General features: G+C 66.1%; 22 protein-coding genes and 1 tRNA gene. 8 read left to right on the plus strand and 15 right to left on the minus strand.

The window, feature by feature from the left end; genetic code table 11:
- Positions 1-16 precede the first annotated feature (16 nt).
- Entirely contained in the window at positions 17-1,057 is a 1,041-nt protein-coding gene (locus ACZY0Q_RS15500; protein ID WP_463918168.1) for a carbohydrate kinase family protein, read from the plus strand.
- 25 nt (positions 1,058-1,082) lie between these two features.
- Here the strand turns inward: ACZY0Q_RS15500 and ACZY0Q_RS15505 are convergent, their stop codons facing one another.
- The 3 genes from ACZY0Q_RS15505 to arfA are packed head-to-tail and all read right to left on the minus strand — an operon-like array spanning position 1,083 to position 4,222.
- Positions 1,083-2,087, minus strand: coding sequence for a LacI family DNA-binding transcriptional regulator (locus ACZY0Q_RS15505; RefSeq protein ID WP_463918170.1), 1,005 nt, complete (start codon positions 2,085-2,087; stop codon positions 1,083-1,085).
- Between the two features lie 6 nt (positions 2,088-2,093).
- Positions 2,094-2,678 carry an HhH-GPD-type base excision DNA repair protein gene (locus ACZY0Q_RS15510; RefSeq protein WP_463918171.1) on the minus strand — a complete coding sequence of 195 codons (585 nt, stop codon included), beginning with the start codon at positions 2,676-2,678 and terminating at the stop codon, positions 2,094-2,096.
- 17 nt (positions 2,679-2,695) lie between these two features.
- Positions 2,696-4,222 carry an arabinosylfuranosidase ArfA gene (arfA, locus tag ACZY0Q_RS15515; protein ID WP_463918172.1) on the minus strand — a complete coding sequence of 509 codons (1,527 nt, stop codon included), beginning with the start codon at positions 4,220-4,222 and terminating at the stop codon, positions 2,696-2,698.
- A 434-nt stretch (positions 4,223-4,656) separates the two neighbouring features.
- On the opposite strand from arfA, the gene ACZY0Q_RS15520 reads away from it, so the two are divergent.
- Positions 4,657-5,571, plus strand: coding sequence for an ANTAR domain-containing protein (locus ACZY0Q_RS15520; RefSeq protein ID WP_463918174.1), 915 nt, complete (start codon positions 4,657-4,659; stop codon positions 5,569-5,571).
- Between the two features lie 56 nt (positions 5,572-5,627).
- Here the strand turns inward: ACZY0Q_RS15520 and ACZY0Q_RS15525 are convergent.
- Positions 5,628-5,700, minus strand: a tRNA-Lys gene (locus tag ACZY0Q_RS15525).
- A gap of 204 nt (positions 5,701-5,904) precedes the next feature.
- Here ACZY0Q_RS15525 and ACZY0Q_RS15530 point away from each other — a divergent pair.
- The 3 genes from ACZY0Q_RS15530 to ACZY0Q_RS15540 all read left to right on the plus strand — a co-directional run bounded on the left by ACZY0Q_RS15530 (position 5,905) and on the right by ACZY0Q_RS15540 (position 8,465).
- Complete coding sequence (locus tag ACZY0Q_RS15530; RefSeq protein WP_463918176.1) at positions 5,905-6,564, plus strand: hypothetical protein; 660 nt, start codon at positions 5,905-5,907, stop codon at positions 6,562-6,564.
- A 268-nt stretch (positions 6,565-6,832) separates the two neighbouring features.
- Entirely contained in the window at positions 6,833-7,450 is a 618-nt protein-coding gene (locus ACZY0Q_RS15535) for a nuclease PIN (protein ID WP_463918177.1), read from the plus strand.
- 1 nt (position 7,451) lies between these two features.
- Positions 7,452-8,465, plus strand: a complete 1,014-nt coding sequence (locus ACZY0Q_RS15540; RefSeq protein ID WP_463918179.1) for an anion permease — start codon at positions 7,452-7,454, stop codon at positions 8,463-8,465.
- Between the two features lie 145 nt (positions 8,466-8,610).
- Here the strand turns inward: ACZY0Q_RS15540 and pstB are convergent, their stop codons facing one another.
- The 4 genes from pstB to pstS form a co-directional block, all read right to left on the minus strand.
- The gene (gene pstB / locus ACZY0Q_RS15545) at positions 8,611-9,390 is read right to left on the minus strand and encodes a phosphate ABC transporter ATP-binding protein PstB (RefSeq protein WP_463918181.1); all 780 of its coding nucleotides are present in this window, start codon (positions 9,388-9,390) and stop codon (positions 8,611-8,613) included.
- Positions 9,391-9,469: 79 nt separating this feature from the next.
- Complete coding sequence (gene pstA, locus ACZY0Q_RS15550) at positions 9,470-10,582, minus strand: phosphate ABC transporter permease PstA (RefSeq protein ID WP_463918182.1); 1,113 nt, start codon at positions 10,580-10,582, stop codon at positions 9,470-9,472.
- Positions 10,583-11,515, minus strand: coding sequence for a phosphate ABC transporter permease subunit PstC (pstC, locus tag ACZY0Q_RS15555; RefSeq protein ID WP_463918184.1), 933 nt, complete (start codon positions 11,513-11,515; stop codon positions 10,583-10,585).
- A gap of 102 nt (positions 11,516-11,617) precedes the next feature.
- A complete protein-coding gene (pstS, locus tag ACZY0Q_RS15560; protein WP_463918185.1) occupies positions 11,618-12,739 on the minus strand; it encodes a phosphate ABC transporter substrate-binding protein PstS in 1,122 nt (373 codons plus the stop codon).
- 235 nt (positions 12,740-12,974) lie between these two features.
- Between pstS and ACZY0Q_RS15565 the strand changes: the two genes are divergently transcribed.
- From ACZY0Q_RS15565 to ACZY0Q_RS15575, 3 genes are all read left to right on the plus strand, one after another.
- Positions 12,975-14,102: an FUSC family protein gene (locus tag ACZY0Q_RS15565; protein ID WP_463918187.1), complete on the plus strand. Its 1,128-nt coding sequence runs from the start codon at positions 12,975-12,977 to the stop codon at positions 14,100-14,102.
- Positions 14,103-14,188: 86 nt separating this feature from the next.
- Positions 14,189-15,562: a DNA repair protein RadA gene (radA, locus tag ACZY0Q_RS15570; RefSeq protein ID WP_463918189.1), complete on the plus strand. Its 1,374-nt coding sequence runs from the start codon at positions 14,189-14,191 to the stop codon at positions 15,560-15,562.
- 94 nt (positions 15,563-15,656) lie between these two features.
- Entirely contained in the window at positions 15,657-17,330 is a 1,674-nt protein-coding gene (locus tag ACZY0Q_RS15575) for a sensor histidine kinase (protein ID WP_463918190.1), read from the plus strand.
- Between the two features lie 80 nt (positions 17,331-17,410).
- On the opposite strand, the gene ACZY0Q_RS15580 is transcribed toward ACZY0Q_RS15575, so the two are convergent.
- The 7 genes from ACZY0Q_RS15580 to ACZY0Q_RS15610 form a co-directional block, all read right to left on the minus strand.
- On the minus strand, positions 17,411-18,502 hold the full coding sequence (locus ACZY0Q_RS15580) for an L-idonate 5-dehydrogenase (RefSeq protein ID WP_463918191.1): 1,092 nt from the start codon (positions 18,500-18,502) through the stop codon (positions 17,411-17,413).
- Positions 18,502-19,272: an SDR family oxidoreductase gene (locus ACZY0Q_RS15585; protein WP_463918193.1), complete on the minus strand. Its 771-nt coding sequence runs from the start codon at positions 19,270-19,272 to the stop codon at positions 18,502-18,504. Before ACZY0Q_RS15585 ends, ACZY0Q_RS15580 begins: the two co-directional genes overlap by 1 nt.
- A complete protein-coding gene (locus ACZY0Q_RS15590; protein ID WP_463918194.1) occupies positions 19,269-20,213 on the minus strand; it encodes a 2-hydroxyacid dehydrogenase in 945 nt (314 codons plus the stop codon). The genes ACZY0Q_RS15585 and ACZY0Q_RS15590 overlap by 4 nt, the downstream gene beginning before the upstream one ends.
- Before the next feature lie 98 nt (positions 20,214-20,311).
- Positions 20,312-21,061, minus strand: a complete 750-nt coding sequence (locus ACZY0Q_RS15595; protein WP_463918196.1) for an SDR family oxidoreductase — start codon at positions 21,059-21,061, stop codon at positions 20,312-20,314.
- Positions 21,062-21,138: 77 nt separating this feature from the next.
- Positions 21,139-22,479, minus strand: a complete 1,341-nt coding sequence (locus ACZY0Q_RS15600; RefSeq protein WP_463918198.1) for an MFS transporter — start codon at positions 22,477-22,479, stop codon at positions 21,139-21,141.
- 48 nt (positions 22,480-22,527) lie between these two features.
- Complete coding sequence (locus tag ACZY0Q_RS15605) at positions 22,528-23,541, minus strand: 5-oxoprolinase subunit C family protein (RefSeq protein ID WP_463918200.1); 1,014 nt, start codon at positions 23,539-23,541, stop codon at positions 22,528-22,530.
- Positions 23,538-24,254, minus strand: coding sequence for a 5-oxoprolinase subunit B family protein (locus ACZY0Q_RS15610; RefSeq protein ID WP_463918202.1), 717 nt, complete (start codon positions 24,252-24,254; stop codon positions 23,538-23,540). The genes ACZY0Q_RS15605 and ACZY0Q_RS15610 overlap by 4 nt, the downstream gene beginning before the upstream one ends.

Consider the following 24,254-nt stretch of genomic DNA (forward strand, 5'->3'; position numbering starts at 1 on the left):
GCCCGTGGACGGCCCTATGAAAGGCTCCACCGTGCACAGCAACTCCCCCAGCCCCCTGTCCGCGACTCCCCCCGCTGCCCCGGCGGCCGCCGTCGACGTGGTCGTCATCGGCGAAGCCCTCGTTGACGTTGTCGCCTCAGCCAGCGGCCCCGTCGAGCATCCGGGCGGCTCGCCGATGAACGTGGCCTACGGCCTGGGACGCCTCGGCGTTGCCACCGCTCTGCTGACGTCGCTGGGCGCAGATGCCCGCGGCGAGGCGATCGAGGCGCACCTGCGGCGTGCCGGCGTCGAACTCCTGCCGGGCTCAAAGTCCGCGGCGCGGACCGCGTCCGCTACGGCAACGCTCGCCGCGGACGGCTCCGCCACCTACGATTTCGACATCAGCTGGGAACTTCCGGCAGTGGCCCCTGCCCACCTGCCCAAAGTCCTCCACACCGGATCCATCGCCACGTTCCTGGCTCCGGGCGCGACGGCAGTGCGGACACTGCTGGAACAGTCGCACCGCGACTGCCTGGTCACCTACGATCCGAACATCAGGCCGGCATTGCTGGGCAGCCAAGCAGAGGCCGTGCGCATTTTCGAGGACCTGGTTCCGCTGACGGACGTGGTCAAGCTCAGCGATGAGGACGCCGCCTGGCTGTACCCGGGAGTCACCCTTGACGACGCCGCCGAACGGATCCTGCGGCTGGGCGCCGGACTGGCAGTGGTCACCCGCGGCGGGGAAGGTTCATTGTTGGCGACGCCCGCCACCCAGCTTTTCATCCCCGCCATCCGGTCCACGGTGGCGGACACCATCGGTGCGGGTGATTCGTACATGGCGGCCCTGATTTACGGCCTGCTGTCGCGCCGCACCGAGGGCCTGGGACAGGATGTCCTGACCACTATCGGGCGCATGGCGTCGAAAGCAGCCGCCATCACCGTCCGCCGGCCGGGCGCGAACCCGCCCACGGCCGCCGAACTGACGGCGGACCTGCCGGAAACGGACCTGCCGGAGACTGCCTTGCCTGGCGCGGAGATGCGCGAAGGAACGACGGCGGCTGCCGCCGTCGTTGTCTAGAGGAGCCGATGTCCGGCGGCAATCCTCAGGGCGCAGAATCCCGGATTTTCAGGACAAAGCCCGCCTCCGCATGGACGCCGTCCTCCCTGGCTTCCAACCCCTCAACCCGGTCAATCAGCAACCCGACAGACCGTTCCGCAATCTCGTCCATGCCGGGCGAGACGGTGGTGAGCGCCGGCGAGGCGAACCGCGCCTCCTCGATATCGTCAAAGCCCACCACCGCAGCATCCTGGGGCACCTTTACGCCACGGACGAGCAGTTCATGCATGGCGCCCAAGGCGAGGGCGTCGTTCAGGCCGAAGACGGCATCGAACGGAATTCCGCGCTGCAGGAGGCCGGCGACGGCGGCTGCTCCCCCGTCGCGGCGCCATTTACCGGGTGCCACCAGGGCCGGGTCAAAGGGGACGCCGGCGTCCTCCAGTGCGCTCCGGTAACCGTTTAGCCGCAGTCCGGCAGAGCCGGCAGACTCCCCAGGCTGGGCGCCGAGCACGGCGATACGACGGCGGCCCGCCGCCAGCAGGTGGGCGGTAAGGGCATGGGCGGCGTCGTGGTTCCTCATGGTGACCAGATCCAGCCGGGGATCCAGAATGTGCTCCCCGAGCAGCACCACCGGCTTGGTGCCGCGGAGGGAGGCGACGGCGTCGGCCCCCATCACCAGGGGTGTGAACAGCAGGCCGTCGGTCAGCTGCCGCAGCGGACCTTGCAGGGCGCCGATTTCGTTGGCTTCCAGGGCGCCGGATTGTTCCACCAGCACCCGGTAGCCGCGCCGCTCCGCCGCCGTCATCACCCGCGATGCCAGTTCCGCGTAGTACGGTGCGGCAAGGTCGGACAGCAGCAGGCCCAGCATGCGGGTCTTCCCGGAACGCAGGCTGCGGGCCGTCAGGTTCGCCTCGTAGCCCAGTTCGGCGATGGCGTCCTGCACCCGTTGCTTGGTGGCCGGCCGGATGAACTCGTAGTCGTTGAGCACGTTCGACACGGTCTTCAACGACACTCCGGCGGCGCGCGCCACATCGTTCATGGTCACTGCCATGCGCGGTCAGCCCTTGGCAGCCTTGGCCGCCGCCTTTGCTGCCTGCTTGCTGGCCCGCACCTTGGCGAGCGATTCAGGACTCACGATGTCCGCAACCGAAAGGAAGGCATCCTCCTGGCCGTAATGGCCGGCGGCCTCGCGCCAGCCGGGGGCGCTCAGCCCGCGCTGCTTCCCCAGGAGCGCAAGGAAGATTTTTGCCTTCTGCTCCCCGAATCCCGGCAGTGCCTGCAGACGCCGCAGCACCTCCGGGCCGTCTGGATCGCCTTTGGTCCAGATCAGCGTCGCGTCGCCGTCCCAGTCGTGCTGAACGCTTTCGGCGAGCGCCTGGACGCGCCCCGCCATCGAGCCGGGGAACCGGTGCACCGCGGGCCGTTCCTTGAACACCTCGACGAAGGCCTGGGGTTCATACGCGGCCACCGCGGCCGGTTCGATGGACCCGATCCGGGCCCGGATCTTCTCCGGCCCCGCAAAAGCGGATTCCATGGTCACTTGCTGGTCCAGCAGCATGCCTGTCAGCAGCGCAAACGCATCATCTGTCAGCAGTTGGTCGGCAGCCGGATCCCCGGTGATATGCAGTTCCATGGCCCTCATCTTTCCACCTCCCGCGGCTAGGAATCGAGGGCCAGCCGGATCATGGACCAGGACACCGCCGGGAGTTCCGCGGTGAGCCTGCCGCCGTCGGCCTTGACGCTCCCGTTCTGCGCTGGCAGGACCGACGTCGAGTCCTCCGCGGTGGCCTGCCAGTATGGGTCTTTATTCGCGTAGGTGACCGCTTCCACCACCCGGACGCTGCCGAGGCCGGCGACGGCGGCGTCCAGCGTCAGGGTGTCGGTGGCCGAGCGGTTCACCGCGAAGATGACTGCCTCGCGCTTGTCGGCGTCAAGGGTTGCCACCGCGGACAGCGCGGGGAAGTCCGCTGTTGTGCCGCCGCTGACCAACGGGGATTCAACGGCGAGCTGCAGCACCGTGCCGGCAGCGTGGCGGCTGGTAAGGGCGAACGGGTGGAAGGTGGTCTGCTTCCACGCCCGGCCTCCCGGTTCGGTCATGATGGGGGCAATGACGTTGACCAGCTGGGCCAGGCTCGCTGCGTGCACGCGGTCGGTGTTGCGGAGCAGGATAATCAGGAGATCCCCGACCACGACGGCGTCCGCCACTGTGTATTTGTCCTCCAGCAATACCGGGGCCACCGGCCAGTCCGTGCCGGTTGGCGCCTTTGATTCGGCGCGGCTCATGTGCCAGACGTTCCACTCGTCGAAGGAGATGTTCACCTGCTTGGCGGACTTCTTCACCGACTTCACGTGGTCAATGTGGGCCACGATGTCCCGGATGAAGGACTGCATCTTGTGCCCCGCGGCCAGGTGTTCCTGCAGGTCACCGGCATCCTCGAAATACTGGTGGGCGGAGATCAGGTCCACGAGGTCGTAGGTCTCAGTCAGCACCACGCGCTCCCACTCGCCGAAGGTGGCCATGGTGGGTGCCGAACTGCCGCAGACCACCAGCTCAAGGTCGGGATCGACCATACGCATGCCGCGGGCGGTATCGGCCGCGAGCCGGCCGTATTCGAGGGCGCTTTTGTGGCCGATCTGCCATGGTCCGTCCATCTCGTTGCCCAGGCACCACATTTTGATGCCATAGCCGCTCTCAGCTCCGTTGGCTTTGCGCTGGTCCGAGAAGGCCGTGCCGCCGTCGATATTGCAGTATTCGAGCAGGTCCAGCGCCTCCTGGATCCCACGCGTGCCCAGATTGACCGCCATCATCGGTTCCACGCCCGCCTTGCCCGACCAGTTGGCGAACTCGTCAACGCCCACCAGGTTGGGGTCAGTCGAGTGCCAGGCCAGATCAAGCCGTGCCGGGCGCTGCTCCACCGGGCCAACGCCGTCTTCCCAGCGGTACCCGGACACGAAGTTGCCGCCCGGGTACCGCACTGTGGAAACACCGAGTTCGCGGGTCAATTCCAGGACGTCCGTGCGGAACCCGTCCGCGTCCGCCTGGGGGTGTTCCGGCTCGAAGATGCCGGTGTAGACGCAGCGTCCCAGGTGTTCCACGAAGGCGCCGAAAGTCCTCCGCCGGACGGGGCCTACGGTGAACGCCGGATCGATGGTGATCTTGCCGGCGGTGGTCTTTGCTGTGCTCACGGTCAGTCCTTTGTTTCCAAGCATTTACAACGTTATAGAAGCTAAGTCTTGGCGCTGTCGGCGTGAGAGTCAAGGAGTTCGGCGGAGGAGAAATATTTGAAGGTGGCCAAGAAACCAAGTACTACCTAATTTGAAAAACAAGTACCGATTACGCGGTCGCTGGGTACCACGCCCGAACTACCGTCTACTAGGAGCAAAGACTCACACATCGCACTGGATTGGATGTCTCACTAGGGGGTTGTGAGAAGGATGAATACACGACCTGGCAACCGCGCTTTCCCGTTCCAAGGGGTACGGGAAGTAAGCGGGGCCGGCGACGAGGAGGTCTTCGAGACCAAGGCCTCTCCCCCAGCCGTCGCCGGCCCTCCGATCTCCGCTGATCACATCCACCGAACGCCACCAACTGGATCCCGGCGGACCATGGCGAGACGGACATGAAGTCCCATTCCGAAGCTGCCCAGGCGCACACGACGGCGGGCAGGCGTCCGGCGTCCGCTCATCCGACGCAACACGTCATCCAGCATGGCGTCCCCCATCCGGGGCCGGCAACAGTCCCGGACCGCAGATCCAACCCGGCGCCGGGCGATCACCCGGGCACGGAATCGGCTGCGAAAGCGATCACCCTCGGGATGCTCGGTACCGACGGACTGATCCCCGATCTGGTCACCGGCTCGACGGACCTCTCCGACTCCCTGGAATCCCTGGTCCACCTCGCGGCGGCCGCCCTGAGCCGGCTCGCGGGTGTCCCCATCGAATGTGCGCTGGTCCTGAACCGGGTCAAACGCGCCCGGTCCACCGCCGGAACCGGCACGCAGACCGCAGCTTTGGCCCGGCTGGAAACGGAGGTCGGCGAAGGCCCCCTGACCGAGGCCCTCACCGGCACGGGTACCGCGGCCATGAACCACGTGGCCTCCGACTTCCGCTGGGCCTGCTACAGGCCGTACCTGCAGGAGGCGGGCTTCGCCAGCGTTCTGGGTCTTCGGCTTTCCCTGGATGAGGGCACCGAGGCTGCCCTCGCCTTCTTCGCGGCCAGCTCCCAGGCGTTCCCGCTGCCCGTGATCGCCGAGGCCCGCAGCTTCACTGACCTCGCTTCCCGCGGCCTCAGGCTGGCCCTTGAGCTGCATTCGGCCAGCACCAGAGCGTCGGACCTGCAGTCGGCCTTGGAAAGCCGGACGTCCATCGATATTGCCTGCGGCGTCATCATGGCGCAGAACAGGTGCTCCTACAACGACGCGATTGCCATCATCTCCAAGGCATCCAGCCACCGGAACATCAAGCTCCGCAAGGTGGCGGAGGGGATCCTGGCGAACCTGCCGGGCGGTGCGCCGGTCACTCATTTCGAACATTAGGCTGCCAGTTAACGGAAGAAGACCAGAGACGGAGTGTCTCTGGTCTTCTGCGTGGGTGGGCCCTGTGGGGATCGAACCCACGACCCACGGATTAAAAGTCCGATGCTCTACCAACTGAGCTAAAGGCCCCAGCCGAACGGTCAAGCGACCGATCAGCCCAGTCCATTTCTGGACGTAAAATACTTTACCCCACACACGGGGCGGGTTTGGCACGCAGGCGTGCGCCGCCGTCGTACGTTCCGGGTTCCGCGCAGCGTCACCGGCACTGGCACGGCGTATCCCGGCTACGAACAGCACTCGATTTCCCGCGCGGCACAGGAGTAGCGTGGGGGCATGAGCGAACAAGCAGGACCCAGTCACTACGGCGGAGCCAACCGGCATCACAAGCCCAAGCCGTTCGCCCCCATCGACTTTGAGCCGTTCGCCGGCGGCCCCGATCCTGCGCGCGTCTCCGAGGCCGCACACCTCGCCGCCCAGGCGCTGGTGCGCCACGGACGCGACAGCGACGACCCCGTCATCACCGAACGGCTGGTCAAGCTGACGGACGAACAGGGCCTGGAAGCCATTGCGGAGATGTGGGCCGAAAGCCCAGCGCGTTCGCTGCCCGGCGCCCTCTGGCGGCTGTACGCCCTGCGTGCCGCCACCGTCCAGGACCCGGAACGGATCTCCGTGTACTTCCGCGCCGGCAAGGACACCGCGCAGGTTTCCCATGTGGTGGCCGGTGCCGCCGAACCGCCGGGAGCCGAGGAGATGCGGGCCATGGCTGACGCCATTCTCTCCGGAGCGTTCGACGGCGAGTTCGACGTCGCGCTGGAACGTTCCGCCGCGTTCTGCCGCGTCGTGGCGCTTGGCCAGGCGACCATCGCCGACGGCGCCGAGATCGGCAACTCGGCCCATGCCAGCAAGCTCACGCGCAACTCGCACCAGCTCGTAAAGACCGCCGAGGACCTTGAACACGCAGCAAATGCCTGGCGTCTGGGCGAGCTCGACTGAACCACTAGCGCCGATCTGTCAATGTTGACTTGGACCGGGCAACGTAGAACACTGAAACTGGTGTCGAGCCGCGAAACCCCCGGGCTTCAACAAATAGCCGCCTAGAGCGGCCTACCGCCGAGAGGCGTATCCGGTTCGGCACCATTTTTTCTGCCTGTTTACAGGCTGCAGGCGCTGGCCGGTAGAATCTACACAGCTGCTGGCCTGCGTCAAGTCACAAGTGGGCGGCCCCCGACCCCAGTACACCCCCGGAGACCGGTATCCCAACGTGAAGCTGCGCCTTTTCCCCCAGGAGCCCGCAGGGCTGACCCTGCTGTCCCAGATGGCCCAGCAAATTGTGAACGCCAGCGCCACCATGGCAGAGATCCTGGGCGTCCCCGCGTCCGAGCACGCCAAGCTTGTGGAAGACATGCATAACCACGAGGCCGCATCCGCCGAACTGCACTTTGCCCTCCTCACCCACATGCGCACGAGCTTTGTGAACCCGCTCCCCCGCGAAGACATGTACTCACTGTCCCGCTACCTGAACGAGGCCCTCGAGAAACTGGACGGCGCCGCGGAACTTGTGTCCTTCTACCAGCTGGACCGCCTGCCGCGGCGGGCGGCAGACCAGCTCGAGATCATCAGCCGACAGGCCGAACTCACCGTCGACGCCATGCGCCGGCTCAACAACCTCGACGACCTCGAGGACTACTGGATTGAGATCCTCAGGCTCGCAAAACGCGCCGAACGGACCCACAGGGTCTGGGTAGCGGACATGATCCGGGACATGAAGTGGGCGCAGTATTCCCGTAACCGGGACGTCGCCAACCAGCTGGTCGAAGTCACCAAGGACATGCGCCGCATCGCTACCCAGGTAGGCAGCATCATCGTCAAGGAATCCTGACGTGACAGCAGTGATTTTCGGCGCCGTGGTCCTGTTGACCGCAGCGTTTGCCTTCCTCAACGGTTTCAGGGACGTCTCCACGTCCGTGGCGCTGGCTGTCCGCACCAGGGCTCTCACGCCCAGCGTCGCTGTTCTGCTGGCCGCACTTTTCAACTTCGTGGGCGCGTTGATCAGCGCTACCGCGGTGGTTGCGATCAGCCACACCTGGATCCATTTGCCCGCCGGCGTGAGCGGCCTCAGCATCCTGGTGGCAGCCCTGGCCAGCGCGTGCGCTTGGGGCCTGCTTATGTGGTGGCGAGGCATCCCGGCTTCCTCCACGCACGCCCTGGTGGGCGGGCTGGCAGGGGCCGGCCTCGCCAGCCTGGCCGTGGGCGGAGTGGGAGTCGGCGGCGTAAATCATTCCCTGCTGGTCCAGGTTCTCCTGCCGCTGCTGCTTTCGCCCGCCGTCGCTTACATTGGCTCGTACCTGCTGGTTTTCCCGGTGACCTGGGCGGCGCGCTACGCCCAGCCCAGTGTCGTCAACCATCGCTTCCGCCGCAGCCAGGCCATCGCGGCCGGAGCTGTGGCATTCGGCCACGGCCTGCAGGACGGCCAGCGGGTGGGCGCCGTACTTCTGCTTGCCCTCCTCGCGGCGGGCTATTCCGACGGCGACAGCATCCCCCTGTGGGTGGCGCTGGTTTCCGCCGTGATGATCACGGCCGGAACACTCTTTGGCGGCTGGCGGATTTCTCACACCATCGGCTACAAGATCACCAGGGTGGACCCGTTGCGGGGCTCCGTGGCCCAGACATTCAGCGGCGTGATGCTGTTCATGGGGGCGATCGCACTGCATTGGCCCCTGTCCACCACCCACACTGTGACTGCGGCCGTGCTGGGAGCCGGCGAGAACCAGCATTTCTCAGTCACCAACCGGAAGCTGGTCCTGCAGATCCTGGGTCTGTGGGTCCTCACGCCAGCGGCAGCCGCGGCCGGGGCCTTCGTGCTGGCCCTGGCGCTGTCACCGCTGACACCCTGAGCGCCACCTACCTGGCTTAAACGCCGCATCGATTGTCCCCACCGGCTCCCTTGCCTCGCAAGCTCGGCCAGGGCACCCTGCCGGCGTGGCCCACAGCCGCAGGGGTCCCCTGGGGAGCCTGGGGAGCCTGGGGAGCGGCTGGGGCCTACCCGAAGCGGCCGGAGACGTAGTCCTCAGTGGCCTTCACGGTGGGGTTGTTGAAGATGGACTGGGTGTTCCCGTATTCGATCAGCTTGCCCGGCTTGCCCGTACCCGCGATGTTGAAGAACGCCGTCTTTTCCGAGACGCGGGCGGCCTGCTGCATGTTGTGGGTCACGATCACCACGGTGTACTGGTCCTTGAGGTCGTTGATGAGGTCCTCGATGGCCAGTGTGGAGATGGGGTCCAGGGCCGAACACGGCTCGTCCATGAGGATCACCTGCGGTTCCACGGCAATGGCACGGGCGATGCACAGGCGCTGCTGCTGGCCGCCGGACAGGCCGGATCCGGGCTTCTCCAGGCGGTCCTTGACCTCGTTCCAGAGGTTGGCGCCCTGGAGGGACTTTTCGACCAGGACGTCGGCCTCGCCCTTGGAGATCTTCTTGTTGTTCAGCTTCACGCCGGCCAGCACGTTGTCCCGGATGGACATGGTGGGGAACGGGTTGGGCCGCTGGAAGACCATGCCGATCTGCGAACGGACCGTCACCGGGTCCACGCCGGGGCCGTAGAGGTTCTCGCCGTCCAGCAGGACTTCGCCTTCAACGCGGGCGCCGGGCAGTACCTCGTGCATGCGGTTCAGGGTGCGCAGGAACGTGGATTTGCCACAGCCTGAGGGACCGATGAAGGCCGTCACGGACTTGGCCTCAATAGCGATGCTGACATCCTCCACGGCCAGAAAATCGCCGTAGTACACGTTCAGGTCTTTGACGTCGATGCGCTTAGACATGGTGTTCCTTCACTTGCTGGGGTACGGATTGAAGTCTAGGGTTTGGCCGCGCGGACCGGAATGGCCTGCTGGAAAGCTTTCAGCGGCCGGTCTTGGGTGCAAAGGTCCTGGCGATCAGCCGGGCGCCAAGGTTGAGCACCATCACCAGGATGATCAGCACCAGGGCGGCGCCCCAGGCCCGCTGCGAGGACGGGTCCGGGTTGGCCGGCGAGGTGGGGTTGAGGATCTGGGTGTAGATGAATGTGGGTAGCGAGGCCATCCAGCCGCCGAACACGTTGTTGTTGATGCTGGTGGCAAACCCGGCGGTGACCAGGATGGGCGCAGTCTCACCGATCACGCGGGCGATCGCCAAGGTGACGCCGGACGCGATGCCGGAGATCGCCGTCGGGATAACCACCTTGAGGATGGTGCGCCACTTGCGCACCCCCAGCGCGTACGCCGCTTCGCGCAGTTCGTTGGGGACGATCTTGAGCATTTCCTCGCTGGAGCGCACCACTACGGGGATCATCAGGACGGAAAGTGCGACGGCGGCAACGGCACCGGTTTTGGTGCCGGGCCCCACCACAGCGAAGAAGAACGCGGCGGCGAACAGGCCGGCCACGATGGACGGGATGCCGGTCATGACGTCCACAAAGAACGTGATGGCGCGTGCCAAACGGCCGTCGTTGCCGTACTCCACCAGGTAAATGGCGGTCAGCAGGCCCACGGGCACGGAGATCACGGTGGCTACCAGCGTGATCTGGATGGTGCCCAACAGGGCATGGTAGATACCGCCGATAACGGGGGCACCCTCTTCGACGGCCCTATTGTCGTAGACGCCCGTGACGCCGTTCATGGAGCTGGTGACGAAGCCCGGGGCGATCAGGCCGGGAACGCCGTTGACCAGCACCGTCCAGATCACGGAGATCAGCGGGAGCATCGCAACCAGGAACGAGCCCACCACCAGGCAGGTGGCCAGCTTGTCCTTGGCTTTGCGGGAGCCTTCCACCGCGGCGCTCCAGCCCACCAGGCCGGCGGCGAAGAGGATGGCCGAGACGATGCCCCAGCCGAAGGCGTTGAAGCCGATCAGTGCCAGGATCGCGGCGCCCACGATGAGCGCGAGCGCCAGGACAACGTACGGTGCGTACTTGGGCAGCTGGCCTTTGGTGAGGGCAGAGCGCTTACTGCGCACGGGAGTGAGAGTGGAGGACATTTAGTTTGCTCCCGAAAATTCTTTGTGCCGGGTGATGATCCAGCGCGCGATCATGTTGACTCCCAGCGTGATCACAAACAGGACCAGGCCTGCAGCGATCAGCGTGCTGACCTTGAGGCCGCTGGCTTCGGGGAAGTTCAGGGCGATCTCCGCGGCGATGGTCTGGTTGCCGGACGTAATCAAGCTGGCGGTCAGGGCACCGGAGGAGAGGACCAGAGCAACGGCCATGGTCTCGCCCAGCGCGCGGCCCAGGCCCAGCATTACGGCGCTGATGATGCCTGGGCGGGCGAACGGCAGGACCGACATTTTGATCATTTCCCAGCGCGTGGCGCCGAGGGCCAGGGCGGCTTCCTCGTGGAGTTTGGGCGTCTGCAGGAAGATTTCACGGCTCAGGGACGTGATGATCGGCAGGACCATCACCGAGAGCACAATGCCAGCGGTCAGGATGGTTTTGCCGGTGGCGGAGGCGGGGCCCTGGAAGATGGGCAGCCAGCCCATGTTCGCGGCCAGCCAGTTGTAGGCCGGGGATATTTCCTTGGCGAGGAATGCCGCGCCCCAGGCGCCATAAACCACTGACGGGATGGCGGCCAGCAGGTCCACCACGTAGCCAAGGCCGGAGGCGAGGCCGCGCGGCGCGAAGTGCGAGATGAACAGGGCTACGCCGATTGCGACGGGTGTTGCGATCACGAGGGCGATGATGGCGGCAATAAGGGTGCCAATAACGATCGGCCAGATGTAGGCGAAGAAGCCTTTGCCGCCCTGGATATCGGCAGCCGGGGCAGTGAGCGCCGGAATGGCCTGGACAACAAGGAACAGGGCCACGCCGAACAGGACAGCGAGGATGAGGCACCCGGCGGTCAGGGCGGCGCCGGAAAAGATTCTATCCCCGGCGCGGCCTGCGCCCTGGGAACTATTCAGGGGGGTGGCGGTCATTCCAGACCCTTCGGTTGTGGGCGGTGCCTAAATCGAGCGTACAAAGCCAAGTTCCCCGCCCCGCCTGTCGGCGTGGCGGGGAACGTGGTTCAGGTACAGGTACTAGGACTTGACCTTGATGGATTCGATGGCCTTGACGGCCTTCTCGGCGAGGGCCGGGGAGAGCGGCGCGGACTTCGCGGAGTCAGCAGCCGTCTTCTGGCCGGCGTCGGAAACTACGTAGCTTTCGAAGGCCTTGACGAGGTCAACGGTTTCCTGCTTGTCGTAGGTGGTGCAGACAACGTGGTAGGAAACCAGGACCACCGGGTAGGCGCCCTTGGCGGTGGTCTTGCGGTCAAGCTTGATCGCGACGTCAGTGGCGGAGCGGCCATCGACGGGCTTGCCGGCTTCAACAGCCTTAGCAGCTGCGTCGGCGGAGATCTTGACGAATTCCTCGCCCACCTTGATGGAGGCGGTGCCCAGCTTGCCGCCCACCGCGGAGTCATCCGCGTAGGTCACGGCGCCCGGGGTGTCGGTGACGGTCTTGACAACACCGGAGGTGCCCTTGGCGTTCTCGCCCTGCAGGGTTGCGGGCCAGATGCCGGCAGCCTTGTCGGTCCAGACATCGGCAGCAGCAGCGGCCAGGTACTCGGTGAAGTTTGTGGTGGTACCGGAATCGTCAGAGCGGTTCACCGGGGTGACCTTCAGGTCAGGCAGGGTGACGCCCGGGTTCAGGGCGGCGATTGCGGGGTCATTCCAGGTGGCCACCTGGCCACGGAAGATCTTGGCCACGGTGGCGGCGTCAAGCTTCAGCTCAGTGACACCGGGGAGGTTGAACGCGACAGCGATCGGGGAGATGTAGACCGGGATGTTGATGGCACCTTCGGGGCCGCACTTGGCCTTGGAGCTGGCCAGCTCTTCATCCTTGAGGTACGCATCGGAGCCGGCGAACTGGGCCGAGCCGTCGATGATTGCCTTGCGGCCTGCGCCGGAACCGTCCGGGGAGTACTGCACGGTGGCGCCGGGGTTGGCGGTGGCGAAACCGGCCTTCCAGGCGTCCATGGCCGCGCCGGTGGAGGATGCTCCGATGCCGGTCAGCGTGCCGGTGACCTTGGGGCCGGCAGAAGTCTGGTTGCCCGCAGGCGTGTTGCCCGTGGCGTTATCTGAACCGCAGGCGGTGAGCGCGAGTGCGCCGGCAGCGATTACAGCAATAGCCGCGTGGCGACCGAAACGGAGAGCCTTCACTAGATGTACCCCTTCCAGGGTTATTCAGTTGCGGGCAGGACCCGGAGAAGCCCTGCAGCGCGATGCGTATGTTTTGTACCTTCATCGAAGTTAGGTCCCGCAGGTTAAGCGATGGGCGGCCATAGGTGAACAGAAGATTAACGACGGCGGCATATTGGCTTACAACTGCGGCGCCACCATTGCGCGCGTCACATTTTCGGTCTTGGGTGCCCGGGCGGCAAATAGACTGGAGAACATGGCCGCAGCAGCAGGACTCTCAGCAAGCAGGCGTTTCCTGCGCGGACGCATCCGCACCGGCCTGGTCCGGAGCCGGAACTCTCTTCTCCCCGCTATCCAGATGACCGCGTGCGCGGTGGGGGCCTACGCCTTCGCCGAGTTTGTCCTGGGGCACTCCGGCCCGCTGTTTGCGGCCACATCGTCACTGATCGCCTTGGGCTTCTCGCGTGACCCGCGGCTGCGCCGGGTCATGGAGGTGGGCCTCGGCTGCACCATCGGGATCGCGGTGGGTGATCTGCTGCTGCACTGGCTGGGCAGCGGAATCTGGCAGGCCGCCGTCGTACTTCTCTTCTCCATCCTGCTGGCCCGTTTCCTGGACAGCGGCAACATCTTCACCACGCAGCTGGGGCTGCAATCCTTGCTGGTGGTGCTGCTGCCGGCGCCCGACGGCGGGCCGTTCACCCGCAGCATTGACGCCATTGTTGGCGGGGTGTTCGCGCTTCTGGTGACCATCCTGATTCCGAAGGATCCGCGCCGGGAGCCCCGCAAGGATGTGCGGAAGCTGCTGCACGAACTGGCCGAAGTGCTGAGGGAATGCGCCGGCGCCCTGAGCAACAGCGACTCCACGCAGGCGTGGCACGCGCTGATCCGCGGCCGGAACTGCCAGCCGCTGGTGGACGCGATGCGCCATTCCCTGCGCGCTTCCGGCGAGGTGGCCACGCTCGCGCCGGCCCACCGCCGGCACCGCGACGAACTGGACCGGCTCAAGCAATCTCTGGACTCCATCGACCTTGCGCTCAGGAACAGCCGCGTCTTCGCACGGCGGCTGACCAGCGCCATCAACCATGCCGCGCTTTCCGATGAGGCAACCGAGAACATCGCGGAGGTGCTCGAGGATACTGCGGCTGCGATTGATGAGCTCTCGCTGGGCCTCGCCGAAACGCACGACGGCGCGCGGCGGGCCCATCTGCGGACGGCCCGGCAGGACTTCAGCGAGATTGCACTGCGGCTGCACCCCAGGCTGCTGGAAGTCCAGCGGCTTGAGGGCGAGACTGTGGTGATGCTGTTCCGGCCGCTGATGGTGGACCTCCTGGAGGCCACCGGGATGGATCCGATCGAGGCACGGGACGTGCTGCCGGGGCTATAGCCGGTGCTCCGGTGGTTGAGCGGACCGGTGGTTGAGCGAAACCCGGCACCAGAGGAATGTCTGCCCCCGCCAGTAGGGTGGAACCCATGGCAACAAAGACTTCCCGCGCGTCCAAGGCGCCGGCATACAAGTGCGCCGAATGCGGCTGGACCACAGTCAAGTGGGTGGGGCGCTGCGGCGAGTGCCAGGCGTGGGGCACGGTTGAGGAAACCGGCGCCGCTGCAGCGCGCACGACGGCGGCAACAACGGTTCTGGAGCCGGCCCGCCGGATTGCCGAGGTGGATGCCACCACGGCGGCTTTCCTGCCCACCGGCGTGGACGAGCTGGACCGCGTGCTGGGTGGCGGTCTGGTCCCGGGCGCAGTCATTCTGCTGGCCGGGGAACCTGGCGTGGGCAAGTCAACGCTGCTGCTGGACGTCGCGGCCAAGTTTGCCCGCACCGCCCAGGATGTCCTGTATGTCACGGGCGAAGAATCCGCCGCGCAGGTGAAGCTGCGCGCCGAGCGGATCGACGCCGTCGCCGATTCCCTGTACCTGTCCGCCGAGACGGACCTGGGGCAGGCGCTGGGGCAGGTGGAGAAGATCGAGCCGCGGCTGCTGATTGTGGACTCGGTCCAGACGCTCAGCAGCGCTGACGTGGACGGCAGTGCCGGCGGCGTCTCGCAGGTGCGTGAGGTGGCGGCGTCCATCATCGCGGCTGCCAAGCGCCGGAACATGACCACTTTGCTGGTGGGGCACGTGACGAAGGACGGGTCCATCGCGGGACCGCGGCTGCTCGAACACCTCGTGGACGTGGTGTGCCAGTTCGAAGGCGAGCGTCATTCCCGGCTCCGGATGCTGCGCGCGGTGAAGAACCGGTATGGGCCCACGGACGACGTCGGCTGCTTTGACCTGAATGAAAACGGCATCGAAGGGCTCACGGACCCCAGCGGGCTCTTCGTCAGCCGCACCAAGGAACCCGTGTCCGGCACGTGCATCACCGTGACCATGGAAGGGCGGCGGCCCTTGCTGGCCGAGGTGCAGTCGCTGCTTGCCGAGAGTGCAAACTCGCAGCCGCGCCGGGCCACCAGTGGCCTGGACAGTTCACGGGTGTCCATGCTCCTGGCGGTCCTGCAGCAGCGTGCCGGCTGCCTCCTGCATAAGGACGATTCCTATGTGGCCACGGTGGGTGGCGTGAAGCTCAGCGAACCGGCCACTGACCTCGCCGTTGCCCTGGCCGTCGCGTCCGCGAAGGCCCGCAAACCCCTGCCCATCCGGCTGATCGCGTTCGGCGAGGTAGGCCTGGCCGGCGAGGTCCGGCCCGTGCCCGGCATCAACCAGCGCATCCAGGAAGCACACCGTTTGGGTTTCACCCACGCGGTGGTCCCGGCCAGTCACAACGGGCCCGGCCCCGTGCCGCCAGGTTTCTCAGTGCGCGAAGTGGAACATCTCACGGAGGCGTTGAGCCTGCTGATCGGGTAGGCGCGCTAGGCTTTCACAACGACCCTTCAGGCAGCCGGAGAGCGATCACGGCTGTGTCTGAGGGACAGGCGGCTGTGTCTGGGGGGACAGACTGATGCATCGAACGCAAGGAAGTGGCTCGACGCCGGGCCAGGAACCGCCAAACGACGGTCTCCTCGCGGGGAGGATCGACGCGCTATTCGGGGGCCTCGGCGCCCGGGGGCAGGTGGTGATGAGCCAGCTGCCGCTGACGGTCACTGTGGTGCTTATGGTGGCGGCCGCCGGGCTGTTCAGCCCTGAAACCTTCGTGGATGAGCGGTTCAGGCTGGCGCTAGTAGGCCATGCTGCCATCTTTGCCGCATGCGTGGCGATCCCCTGGGGACGGCTGCCTGCCGGCGTATTCGCCGTGATTCCGGTCCTGGATTGCCTTGCCATCGGCTTTACGAGGGAAGCCGGCGGGCCAAGCTTCAATGTCCTGGGCCTGATGCTCGTCTTCCCCGTGATCTGGCTGTCCGTTGGCCGCCAACGCGGCCGGGTTCTGCTCGCCGTCCTGGGCACCCTGCTCAGTACCGTCGTCCCGGCAGCGGCCCTTGGCTCCCCGCCCGCCCAGGGGTCGATGATCCGGACCATCTTCCTGCCCCTGGTGATGGCTGCGATCGCCGTCTCCGCGCACATTGTCTCGGGCACTCTCCACAGGCAGCGCAAGGCGCTGCTGCGGAAAGACCAGGCTCTGGCGGAAACCCTCGCAGAGAGCGTGGACCGCCAGCGGCTCCTGGACGCCGTGCTCGCCGCGGTGGGAGTGGGCGTCTGGGTGGTGGACAAGGACGGAAACAATGTACTGATCAACCGGGCCATGCGCGATGATCCGACGTTGGCCCGACTGACCGAAGCGAAGGGCACTGCCACCCTGCTGCATGGCGACCGAGCCAGACCGGTGGCTCCCGGCGGGTTCCCTGCCGCCCGCATTGCACGGGGCGAGGCATTCACGGACGAGCTGATGTGGGCAGGCGATGAGAAGGACCAGCGCGCCTTTTCCGTGAGCGCCCACGCCATTCGCTCCAAGGACGGCGCGCGCAGCGGCGGTGTCATAACGTTCGTGGACGTGACAGCGCTGATCACCGCGCTCGCTGCCAAGGACGACTTTGTCGGCACCGTTTCCCACGAGCTGCGCACTCCGCTCACCTCCATCCTTGGCTACCTCGAACTCGTCCTGGAGGAACCTGGGCACGAAGGGATCGAAGCTGAATTGTTGGTGGTGCACCGGAATGCGACCCATCTCCTGGGGCTCGTGAACGATCTTATTGCCGTGGCCTCAGAGCGTGTGGATCTTTCCCTGCAGGAGGCCGATCTCGCCCGTCTCCTCGCCGACGTCGTCGATTCAAGGCTCCACCAGGCGACCAGCCGGGGCCTCGAAGTGGTACTGGAGGTCGAGCCATCGCTCACCGCCCGGATGGACACCGCCCGGATCCGCCAGGTGGTCAACAACCTGCTCTCGAACGCGATCAAATACTCTCCCGACGGCGGCCGCATTACCGCCCGGGCGCACCGCACCGGCACGGACCTCGTCTGCTCGATCACCGATCCCGGCGTCGGCATGAGCGCGGAAGACCAGGCGCAGGCGTTCACCACATTTTTCCGCTCCGCGCGGTCCCGCGAAACGGCCATCCCCGGGGCGGGCCTGGGGCTCCCCGTCAGCAAGACCATCGTCGAGGGCCACGGCGGTTCCATGAGCCTGACCAGCGCCCCGGGCGCTGGCACCACAGCGACATTCGTTCTGCCGGCGTCCTGAAGCGCGAACGTACACTTCGCGCCCCAAATCCCTCTGGGCGCGGGGCCTTAAGTGTGCGTTCGCGCTCAAACGTCTCAGTCTCAGCTTGCGGGCGTGAAGTTGAGGAGGACTTTTCCTGATGCGGCGGAGTTTTTGGCGGTTTCGAAGGCTTGGAGTCCTTGGCTGAGGGGGTATTCGTGGGTGATGACGGGGTTGATGTGGAGGGTGCCGTCGGCGAGGGCGGCGATCACGTCGTCGATCTCGTTGTTGAAGCGGAAGGATCCGCGCAGGTCCAGTTCCCGGGTGATGGCCAGGGAGATCAGGACCGGCTGCGGTCCGGTGGGCAGCAGCCCGACCATGACCACGGTCCCGCCCCGGGCGGCACCCTGGATCGCTGAGGCCAGGCCGTGGTGGCTGCCCGAGGACTCAATGACCACATCGGCCTGCACCGCCGCGATCGCGTCCGCGTCCCCGGCCTGCAGGATCTGGTCCGCGCCGACCGCCGCGGCGATCTCCAACGGCTTGGCATGGACGTCCACGGCGGTGATCCGCCCCGCGCCGGCACGTTTAAGGACCGCGACCGCCAGCGCACCGATCGGCCCGCACCCGATCACCAACACACTCTTGCCCGCCACATCCCCGGCCCGGGACACGGCGTGCCAGGCCACGGAGGCCGGCTCGATCAGCGCCGCGGTCCGCAGATCCACACCGGCAGGGAGCGCCCGCAGCATCCGGGAGGGCAGGTTCACGTAGCGGGCGAACGCGCCGTCGGTGTGCGGGAACCGGGCCGCGCTGCCCAGATACGTACATCCAGGGGAGAGGTTGGGCCGGTCCGCCGGATACCGGATGCCACCGTCACCGGGGCCGGGGGTGGCGGGGTGGACCGCGACCGCGGTGCCCACTACCGGGCCGGTCCCGTCCGCCGCGGCCGCCACCACGGTCCCGGAAATCTCATGCCCCAGCACCATCGGCGCCCTCAGGATCGACTCCCCCGCCGCGCCGTGCAGCCAGTAATGCAGATCCGACCCGCAGATCCCACCGTACGCCACCTCGATCACGGCCTCGCCCGGGCCCGGTGCCGCCAGCGGGACGTCCTCGATCCGCAGATCCCCGGCCGCATACGCCACCACCGCCAAACCCGACACCGGCAGGGCTGTTGCTTCGGTTCCCTGAGCCACTGTTTCGATGTCCATCAGACCACCACCGTCATTCCGCCGTCGATAAAGATCGTCTGCCCGTTCACAAAGTCCGAGCCGTCCGAGGCCAGCCATACCGCGGGGCCGGCCAGGTCCTGCACCGTGCCCCACCGGTGCGCCGGGGTCCGGCCCAGGATCCAGGTGTTGAACTGCTCATCGTCCACGAGGTTCTGCGTCATCCCGGTATGGATGTAACCCGGGGCGATCCCGTTGATCTGCAGCCCGGAGCCCGCCCATTCCGCCGTCATCGCCCTGGTCAGGTTCCGCAGCCCGCCCTTCGCCGCCACATACGGGGCGATCGTGGGCCGGGCCAGGTCAGTCTGCACCGAACAGATATTGATGATCTTGCCCTTACCGCGCGGGATCATGTGCCGGGCCGCCTCACGCCCCACCAGGAACGCACTCGTCAGATCCGTCCTGATCACCCGCTCCCAATCCGCGACATCGAGTTCCAGCATCGGCACCCGATGCTGGATCCCGGCATTGTTCACCAGGATCTGCAACGGCCCCACATGCTCCTCCACCCACAAAACACCCCGCGCAGCCTCTGCATCACTCGTAACATCGAACGCGACACTATGGACCTGCCCCGGCGCGAAGTCCGCGGCCATCACCGCCTCCGCAGCCTTCAACCGCTCCGCATTAATCCCGTTCAACACCACCGTCGCCCCCGCCCCGGCCAACGCCCGCGCCAACGCATTCCCAATCCCCCGGCTCGACCCCGTCACCAAGGCAACCCGCCCCGTCAAATCAAAAAGTCCACTCATGCGAAGGGACCCTGCTGGACGAGGTTGGCCGGGAGGCGGCCAGCTGCCAGCGCTTCCAGCTGCTGCGACAGGAGCTTTACGATCCGTGGTTCGAAAGCGGACGCGTTGCCACCAATATGGGGTGTGATCAGGGCATTCGGTGAACCCCACAGCGGGTGGTCAGCCGGGAGCGGTTCCGGATCCACCACATCGATGGCGCACTGCAGCCGGCCGGACGTGACTTCCTTGGTCAGTGCGGCCGTGTCCACCACGGCTCCCCTGCCCACGTTGACCACGAGCGCGCCGTCGGGCAATGCTGCGAGGACCTTCTCCCCGATCAGGTGGTGCGTCTGGTCACTCAGCGGCAGGACTGAAATGAGGATGTCGTGGGTGGCTGCGAGTTCCGCGAGTTCGGAGGACGCGTGCACGTGCCCCTGGTCGTCGTCGCGCGTGACGCTTCCCACCCGGGTGACGGTCACTTCGAAGGGCTCCAGGCGCTTTGCTATCTCCTGCCCGATGCCGCCAACGCCGGCCAAGAGTACCCTGCGGTCCGCGAGGGATTGCCGGCGCTCCGGCCGCCAGGCCGCCTGCAGCTGGTCCCTGACCGCCTGGTCAATCCCCCTGAGCTTGGCAAGAATGAGTCCCACCGCCAGTTCCGCTGTGGCCGCAGCGTGGACTCCGGCGGCGCTGGACACACCGGCCGCAGGACCAGCGGCTTCCCGGACACCGTCAAAGCCCGTGGACTGGGTCTGGACGAACTTGAGCCCTGGAACGTTGGCCAGCGCCGGCAGCACCGCCCCGGCGTCGATGTAGGGCAGGATCACGGCATCGATCTCATCCAGGGTCCCGCCCTGGGGATCGGACCGGAGGTCCCAGACGACTCCCCGAAGCCCGCCCGGGAGCGGCTCCAGATCGGTGAGGAGCTTCTGGTCGGGGAAACTGACCGTACGGATGTTGTGCATCGGGGGACCTATGGTTTTCTGCTGTTGGCGGTGCGCGGACGGTTGCTGGCCCGTGGCGGTTGCTGGTGGCCGTTGTCAGATCAACGGCGCTTGTCAGGTCAGCGGCGGTCGAAGGTGAGTCCGCCGGGGACCTGGAAGGTGGGCATCAGTTCCAGCATGCCGACGTTCACGTGCTGGGGCGTTTCGACCGCGTAATCCAGCGCGTTGACGATGTCATCAGTTGTGAGGGACTCATAACCCTCGTAGTAGGTCTTCCATGCTTCCTCCATGGCCTCGGGTGTGCCGCCCATGTTCCGGCCGAAGATTTCGGTCTCCACCCGGCCGGGGCAGATTTCCGTGACCCGGATGCGTTTGCCCACGGTATCGTTGCGCAGCTGCCGGGAGACCTGGTGCACTGCCGCCTTGGTGGCGTGATAGACGGTGTGGCCGTAGAAGTTGTAGACGCCGGCGATGGAGCTGATGTTGACGATGTGGCCCTTGTCCCGCTCCACCATTCCCGGAAGCACCAGGCGGGTCAGCTGAAGAAGGGAGCGCAGGTTGACGTCCACCAACTCGTCGATGTCATCTGCGGTGGAGTCCAGGATGTTTCCAGGGCGGGAGACGCCGGCGCAATTGACGAGGACGTCCACGTTCAAGCCTTCCACCGCTGCGGTCAGCGCCAGAGTGTCCGTGAGGTCGACGGCGTGCGGGATGGCTCCGGTTCGGTCCGCCAGTTCCTGCAGGCGTTCTTCATTGCGGGCGAAGGCATGTACTTGGAGTCCGCGCTTGGCCAGGCGTTCAGCGATGGCGGCGCCCATGCCGGTGGAGGCGCCAGTTACGAGCGCTGTTGAATAGTCTGAAAATGACATGGAAGTCTCCAATGAGTGGGTTGGCAAAGAATGACGGGCTTGGACACAGGGGCCAGAGCCCCGGCTCGGTGAGTGGTTCAGGCGTCCCGGAGTGGCTGGTGCGCCCGGTCTTTGACCGTGCTGACGGCGGCCAGGGTGCCCAGGGCGGTGACCACCGCGTAGAACGCCGGCATGTAGATGTTTCCGGTGGATGAGATCAACCAGGTCATCAGCAACGGCGCCGTGCCGCCGAAGAGGGCCGAGGAGACGTTGTACCCGAGGCCGTAGGCCGAGTACCGCACCCTGGTGGGGAACAGTTCAACAATCAGGATGTGGATGACGGCGGTGTGGCCGGCGAAAACGACTGCCATGATGCATGCGCCGAGGATGGCCAGGGCCATGTTGCCGGTGGCGATGAGGGCGTACGAAGGAATTCCGACGACGGCCATAGCGATCGCAGATCCTGCAATCACCTTCTTGCGGCCGATCCGGTCGGAGAGCGCACCCATAAACGGAATGGCGATGCAGATGACTACCAGGCTGCAGGCGGTGACCAGGAGTGCTTCGCCGATGGTGAAGTTGAGCTGCTTGCCCTTGAGGAACGTGGGCATGTAGGAGAAGAGGACGTAGTAGCCGGAGCCGTTCATCAGCGGGATGAAGAGGGCCAGCAGCATGGCACGGCGGTGTTCGGCGGAAGCGAACGCTTCCTTCAGCGGGTTTTTGGAGAGCCCGCCTTCTTCCTTGAGCTTCTCAAAGTTGGGGGTATCGCTGATCGCCTTGCGGATGTACCAGCCGATGATGCCCATGGGGATGGCGACCAGGAACGGGATGCGCCAAGCGAAAGAGCCAAACCCGCCGCCGTCGATGGCTGCCTGGGTGAGCCACGGGGACATGGAGTAGGCAACCATCGTGCCGGTGAGCAGGGCTGCGAAAGAGGCGATCTGCGCGTAGGAGGTGATGATGCCGCGCTTGCCTTCCGGCGCGTGTTCGGCGAGGAACGTCATGGCGCCGGCGGATTCGCCGCCGACGGAGAAGCCCTGCAGCATGCGGAGCAGCACCAGAAGCGCCGGGGCGGCGACGCCGATTGCCGAGTAGGCGGGCAGCAGGCCGATGCCGGCCGTCGCCACACTGATGAGCAGGATGACGAAGACCAGCAGTTTCTGCCGGCCGATGCGGTCACCCAGGTAACCGCAGACCACGGCACCCAGGGGGCGCACGAAGAAGGACACGGCGTAGCCTGCGAAAACAAAGAGGAGGGCGTTGTCCGGGTTGCCGGGGGCCAGGAACACTAAGGCAAGGGTTCCTGCCATAAAGGCGAAGATGCCGTTGTCGTAGAGTTCCACGAAGATGCCCACACAACCGGCGGTAACCACCTTCCGGGTTTGCCTGGCATCCAGGCGGTCGTTCTGCGGACCGGCCGCTCGTGTTGACGTTGACATCTTAATCCTTACTTGTTTCTGGTGACTGAGGCGGGACATAACGGGGTCTCAGATCCCGGACGCCGGTATGAGTTCCCGCCAGCTTGCCGGGGCTCCCACACCCAGTAAGCCAAAGACTGTATTTACTGACGTGCGCAGCGCCTCAAGTTCCCGCATTGCGGCACGGTGCCGCGCAGTGGCTTCGGCCACCGTGGTCTTCCGGAACCGGATGGTGTGCCCCGGCCTGGCCTGGGCAAGGACATCCAGCGAGCGGCTGGTGACAACGCCCAGTACCGGGTATCCGGCCGTCACGCCTCGTCCCCTGTGAAGTACCAGGAGCTCGTCCCTTGACGGGACCTCGATGGCCCCGACCGGGACGCCCCTGGAAAGGACTTCCGCGGTTGACTGCCGTTCCGGAAGGGCCCCGCCGAGGCGGAGGCCGATGTGGTTGCTTCGTCCGCTCACGGTGTAGCTGGTGTTGAACAGGAGATCGGCGGTGTCGCCGAATTCGGCGATGTCCGGTCCGTCCGTGACGTCGATGACCGGGCTGGCGCCGGTTCCCGGGCGGGACAACGCCAGCCGGAACAGGGGAAGGTCAAAGTACGGGTGCCTGATTGGCGGAACGCTTTTGCGGGCCCCCAGGACTGTGCCCTCCGTAAGTTTCAGCCCGAAGCCGACGACGGTGTCCGGCGCGCAGCTGCCCAGCAGCATCGGGGCGTCCAGGGCGCCGTGGACTGCGATGTAGGCGCGCAGCCCGGTGGTCATACCGCGCAGGGCAACGGTTTCCCCGGCGAGGACCGACACCGGCTCCCACTGCGGACATTCGCGTCCGCCGACGGTCAGGGTCAACGGTGCACCCGTGACGGCGATGAGCAGGTCTGAGTCTGCCCGCATCCGGAAGTCCAGTGCTGTGACTTCGAGGAGGGGATCGTTGTCCAGGTTGCCGGCCAGGATATTGGCTGCCCGTGCAGAGAACTGGTCCAACGCTCCGTTTACGGGGAGCCCATACCGTGGCCCCTTGAACCGGCCGAGGTCGGTGACGACGGAGTGGCCGGCCTGCTGGATGGTCAGGGTTCCGCTCATGCGGATGCCTCCAGTTCAAGGCCGGCAAAGCGATCGAATTCTGCGGCCGGCAGCTCGTGGAACCGGAGCAGGTCTCCGGGCATGTACGGAACCAGGGGCTGCTTGTCCGGGTTCAGAACGGTCAGCGGCGTTTGGCCGATCACGCACCACCCGCCGGGAGCTGAGGCCGGAGCGATGACTGCCTGCCGGCCGGCGACGGAGACGGCGCCTGCCGGCACGGAAAGCCGGGGGTCCTTCAGCCGGGGTACGGGCAGGGGGAAGTCGGGGCCGTCCATCATGGGCGATCCGGCTGGAGCCCCCAGGCAGCGGATGACGTAGGACTTGGCCGTGTGGAGGGCGATGATCCCGGCGACGGAGAGTCCCTCGTGGTCCGCAACCTTCTGGAGGTCGGGTCCGTACTCGCCGCCGTAGACCACGGGGACATCGAATTGCCGGGGCGTGCGGGCCGGGGCACCAACGTAGTCCAGCTGGCGCATGCCCAGCAGGACAAAGGCCCTGATCTGGCGGGCGGATGTGACGTAGGGGTCGAACTCCACCAGCACCGAATCGTAGGTGGGAACCGCGCCGTGTACACCGTCGACGTCGGCCGTCTCAAGCCAGGCCGCCAAGGCATGGACCGCAGCCCAATTCCGCTCCCGGTCAGGGGAAGTGGCGACGACGCGGAGGGCGGCGTCACCTGATTCGTACACCTCGATGGGGGTTGAAGCGGACAT

It is taken from the genome of Pseudarthrobacter lactosi (assembly GCF_055412785.1).

What these genes read in the sequence shown, in the direction of transcription:
- ACZY0Q_RS15500 (WP_463918168.1), top strand. Translation starts at nt 17, where the DNA reads ATGAAAGGCTCCACCGTGCACAGCAACTCCCCCAGCCCCCTGTCCGCG.
- ACZY0Q_RS15505 (WP_463918170.1), bottom strand. Translation starts at nt 2,087, where the DNA reads ATGGCAGTGACCATGAACGATGTGGCGCGCGCCGCCGGAGTGTCGTTG.
- ACZY0Q_RS15510 (WP_463918171.1), bottom strand. Translation starts at nt 2,678, where the DNA reads ATGAGGGCCATGGAACTGCATATCACCGGGGATCCGGCTGCCGACCAA.
- ACZY0Q_RS15520 (WP_463918174.1), top strand. Translation starts at nt 4,657, where the DNA reads ATGAAGTCCCATTCCGAAGCTGCCCAGGCGCACACGACGGCGGGCAGG.
- ACZY0Q_RS15530 (WP_463918176.1), top strand. Translation starts at nt 5,905, where the DNA reads ATGAGCGAACAAGCAGGACCCAGTCACTACGGCGGAGCCAACCGGCAT.
- pstB (WP_463918181.1), bottom strand. Translation starts at nt 9,390, where the DNA reads ATGTCTAAGCGCATCGACGTCAAAGACCTGAACGTGTACTACGGCGAT.
- pstA (WP_463918182.1), bottom strand. Translation starts at nt 10,582, where the DNA reads ATGTCCTCCACTCTCACTCCCGTGCGCAGTAAGCGCTCTGCCCTCACC.
- pstC (WP_463918184.1), bottom strand. Translation starts at nt 11,515, where the DNA reads ATGACCGCCACCCCCCTGAATAGTTCCCAGGGCGCAGGCCGCGCCGGG.
- ACZY0Q_RS15565 (WP_463918187.1), top strand. Translation starts at nt 12,975, where the DNA reads ATGGCCGCAGCAGCAGGACTCTCAGCAAGCAGGCGTTTCCTGCGCGGA.
- radA (WP_463918189.1), top strand. Translation starts at nt 14,189, where the DNA reads ATGGCAACAAAGACTTCCCGCGCGTCCAAGGCGCCGGCATACAAGTGC.
- ACZY0Q_RS15575 (WP_463918190.1), top strand. Translation starts at nt 15,657, where the DNA reads ATGCATCGAACGCAAGGAAGTGGCTCGACGCCGGGCCAGGAACCGCCA.
- ACZY0Q_RS15580 (WP_463918191.1), bottom strand. Translation starts at nt 18,502, where the DNA reads ATGGACATCGAAACAGTGGCTCAGGGAACCGAAGCAACAGCCCTGCCG.
- ACZY0Q_RS15585 (WP_463918193.1), bottom strand. Translation starts at nt 19,272, where the DNA reads ATGAGTGGACTTTTTGATTTGACGGGGCGGGTTGCCTTGGTGACGGGG.
- ACZY0Q_RS15590 (WP_463918194.1), bottom strand. Translation starts at nt 20,213, where the DNA reads ATGCACAACATCCGTACGGTCAGTTTCCCCGACCAGAAGCTCCTCACC.
- ACZY0Q_RS15595 (WP_463918196.1), bottom strand. Translation starts at nt 21,061, where the DNA reads ATGTCATTTTCAGACTATTCAACAGCGCTCGTAACTGGCGCCTCCACC.
- ACZY0Q_RS15600 (WP_463918198.1), bottom strand. Translation starts at nt 22,479, where the DNA reads ATGTCAACGTCAACACGAGCGGCCGGTCCGCAGAACGACCGCCTGGAT.
- ACZY0Q_RS15605 (WP_463918200.1), bottom strand. Translation starts at nt 23,541, where the DNA reads ATGAGCGGAACCCTGACCATCCAGCAGGCCGGCCACTCCGTCGTCACC.
- ACZY0Q_RS15610 (WP_463918202.1), bottom strand. Translation starts at nt 24,254, where the DNA reads ATGTCCGCTTCAACCCCCATCGAGGTGTACGAATCAGGTGACGCCGCC.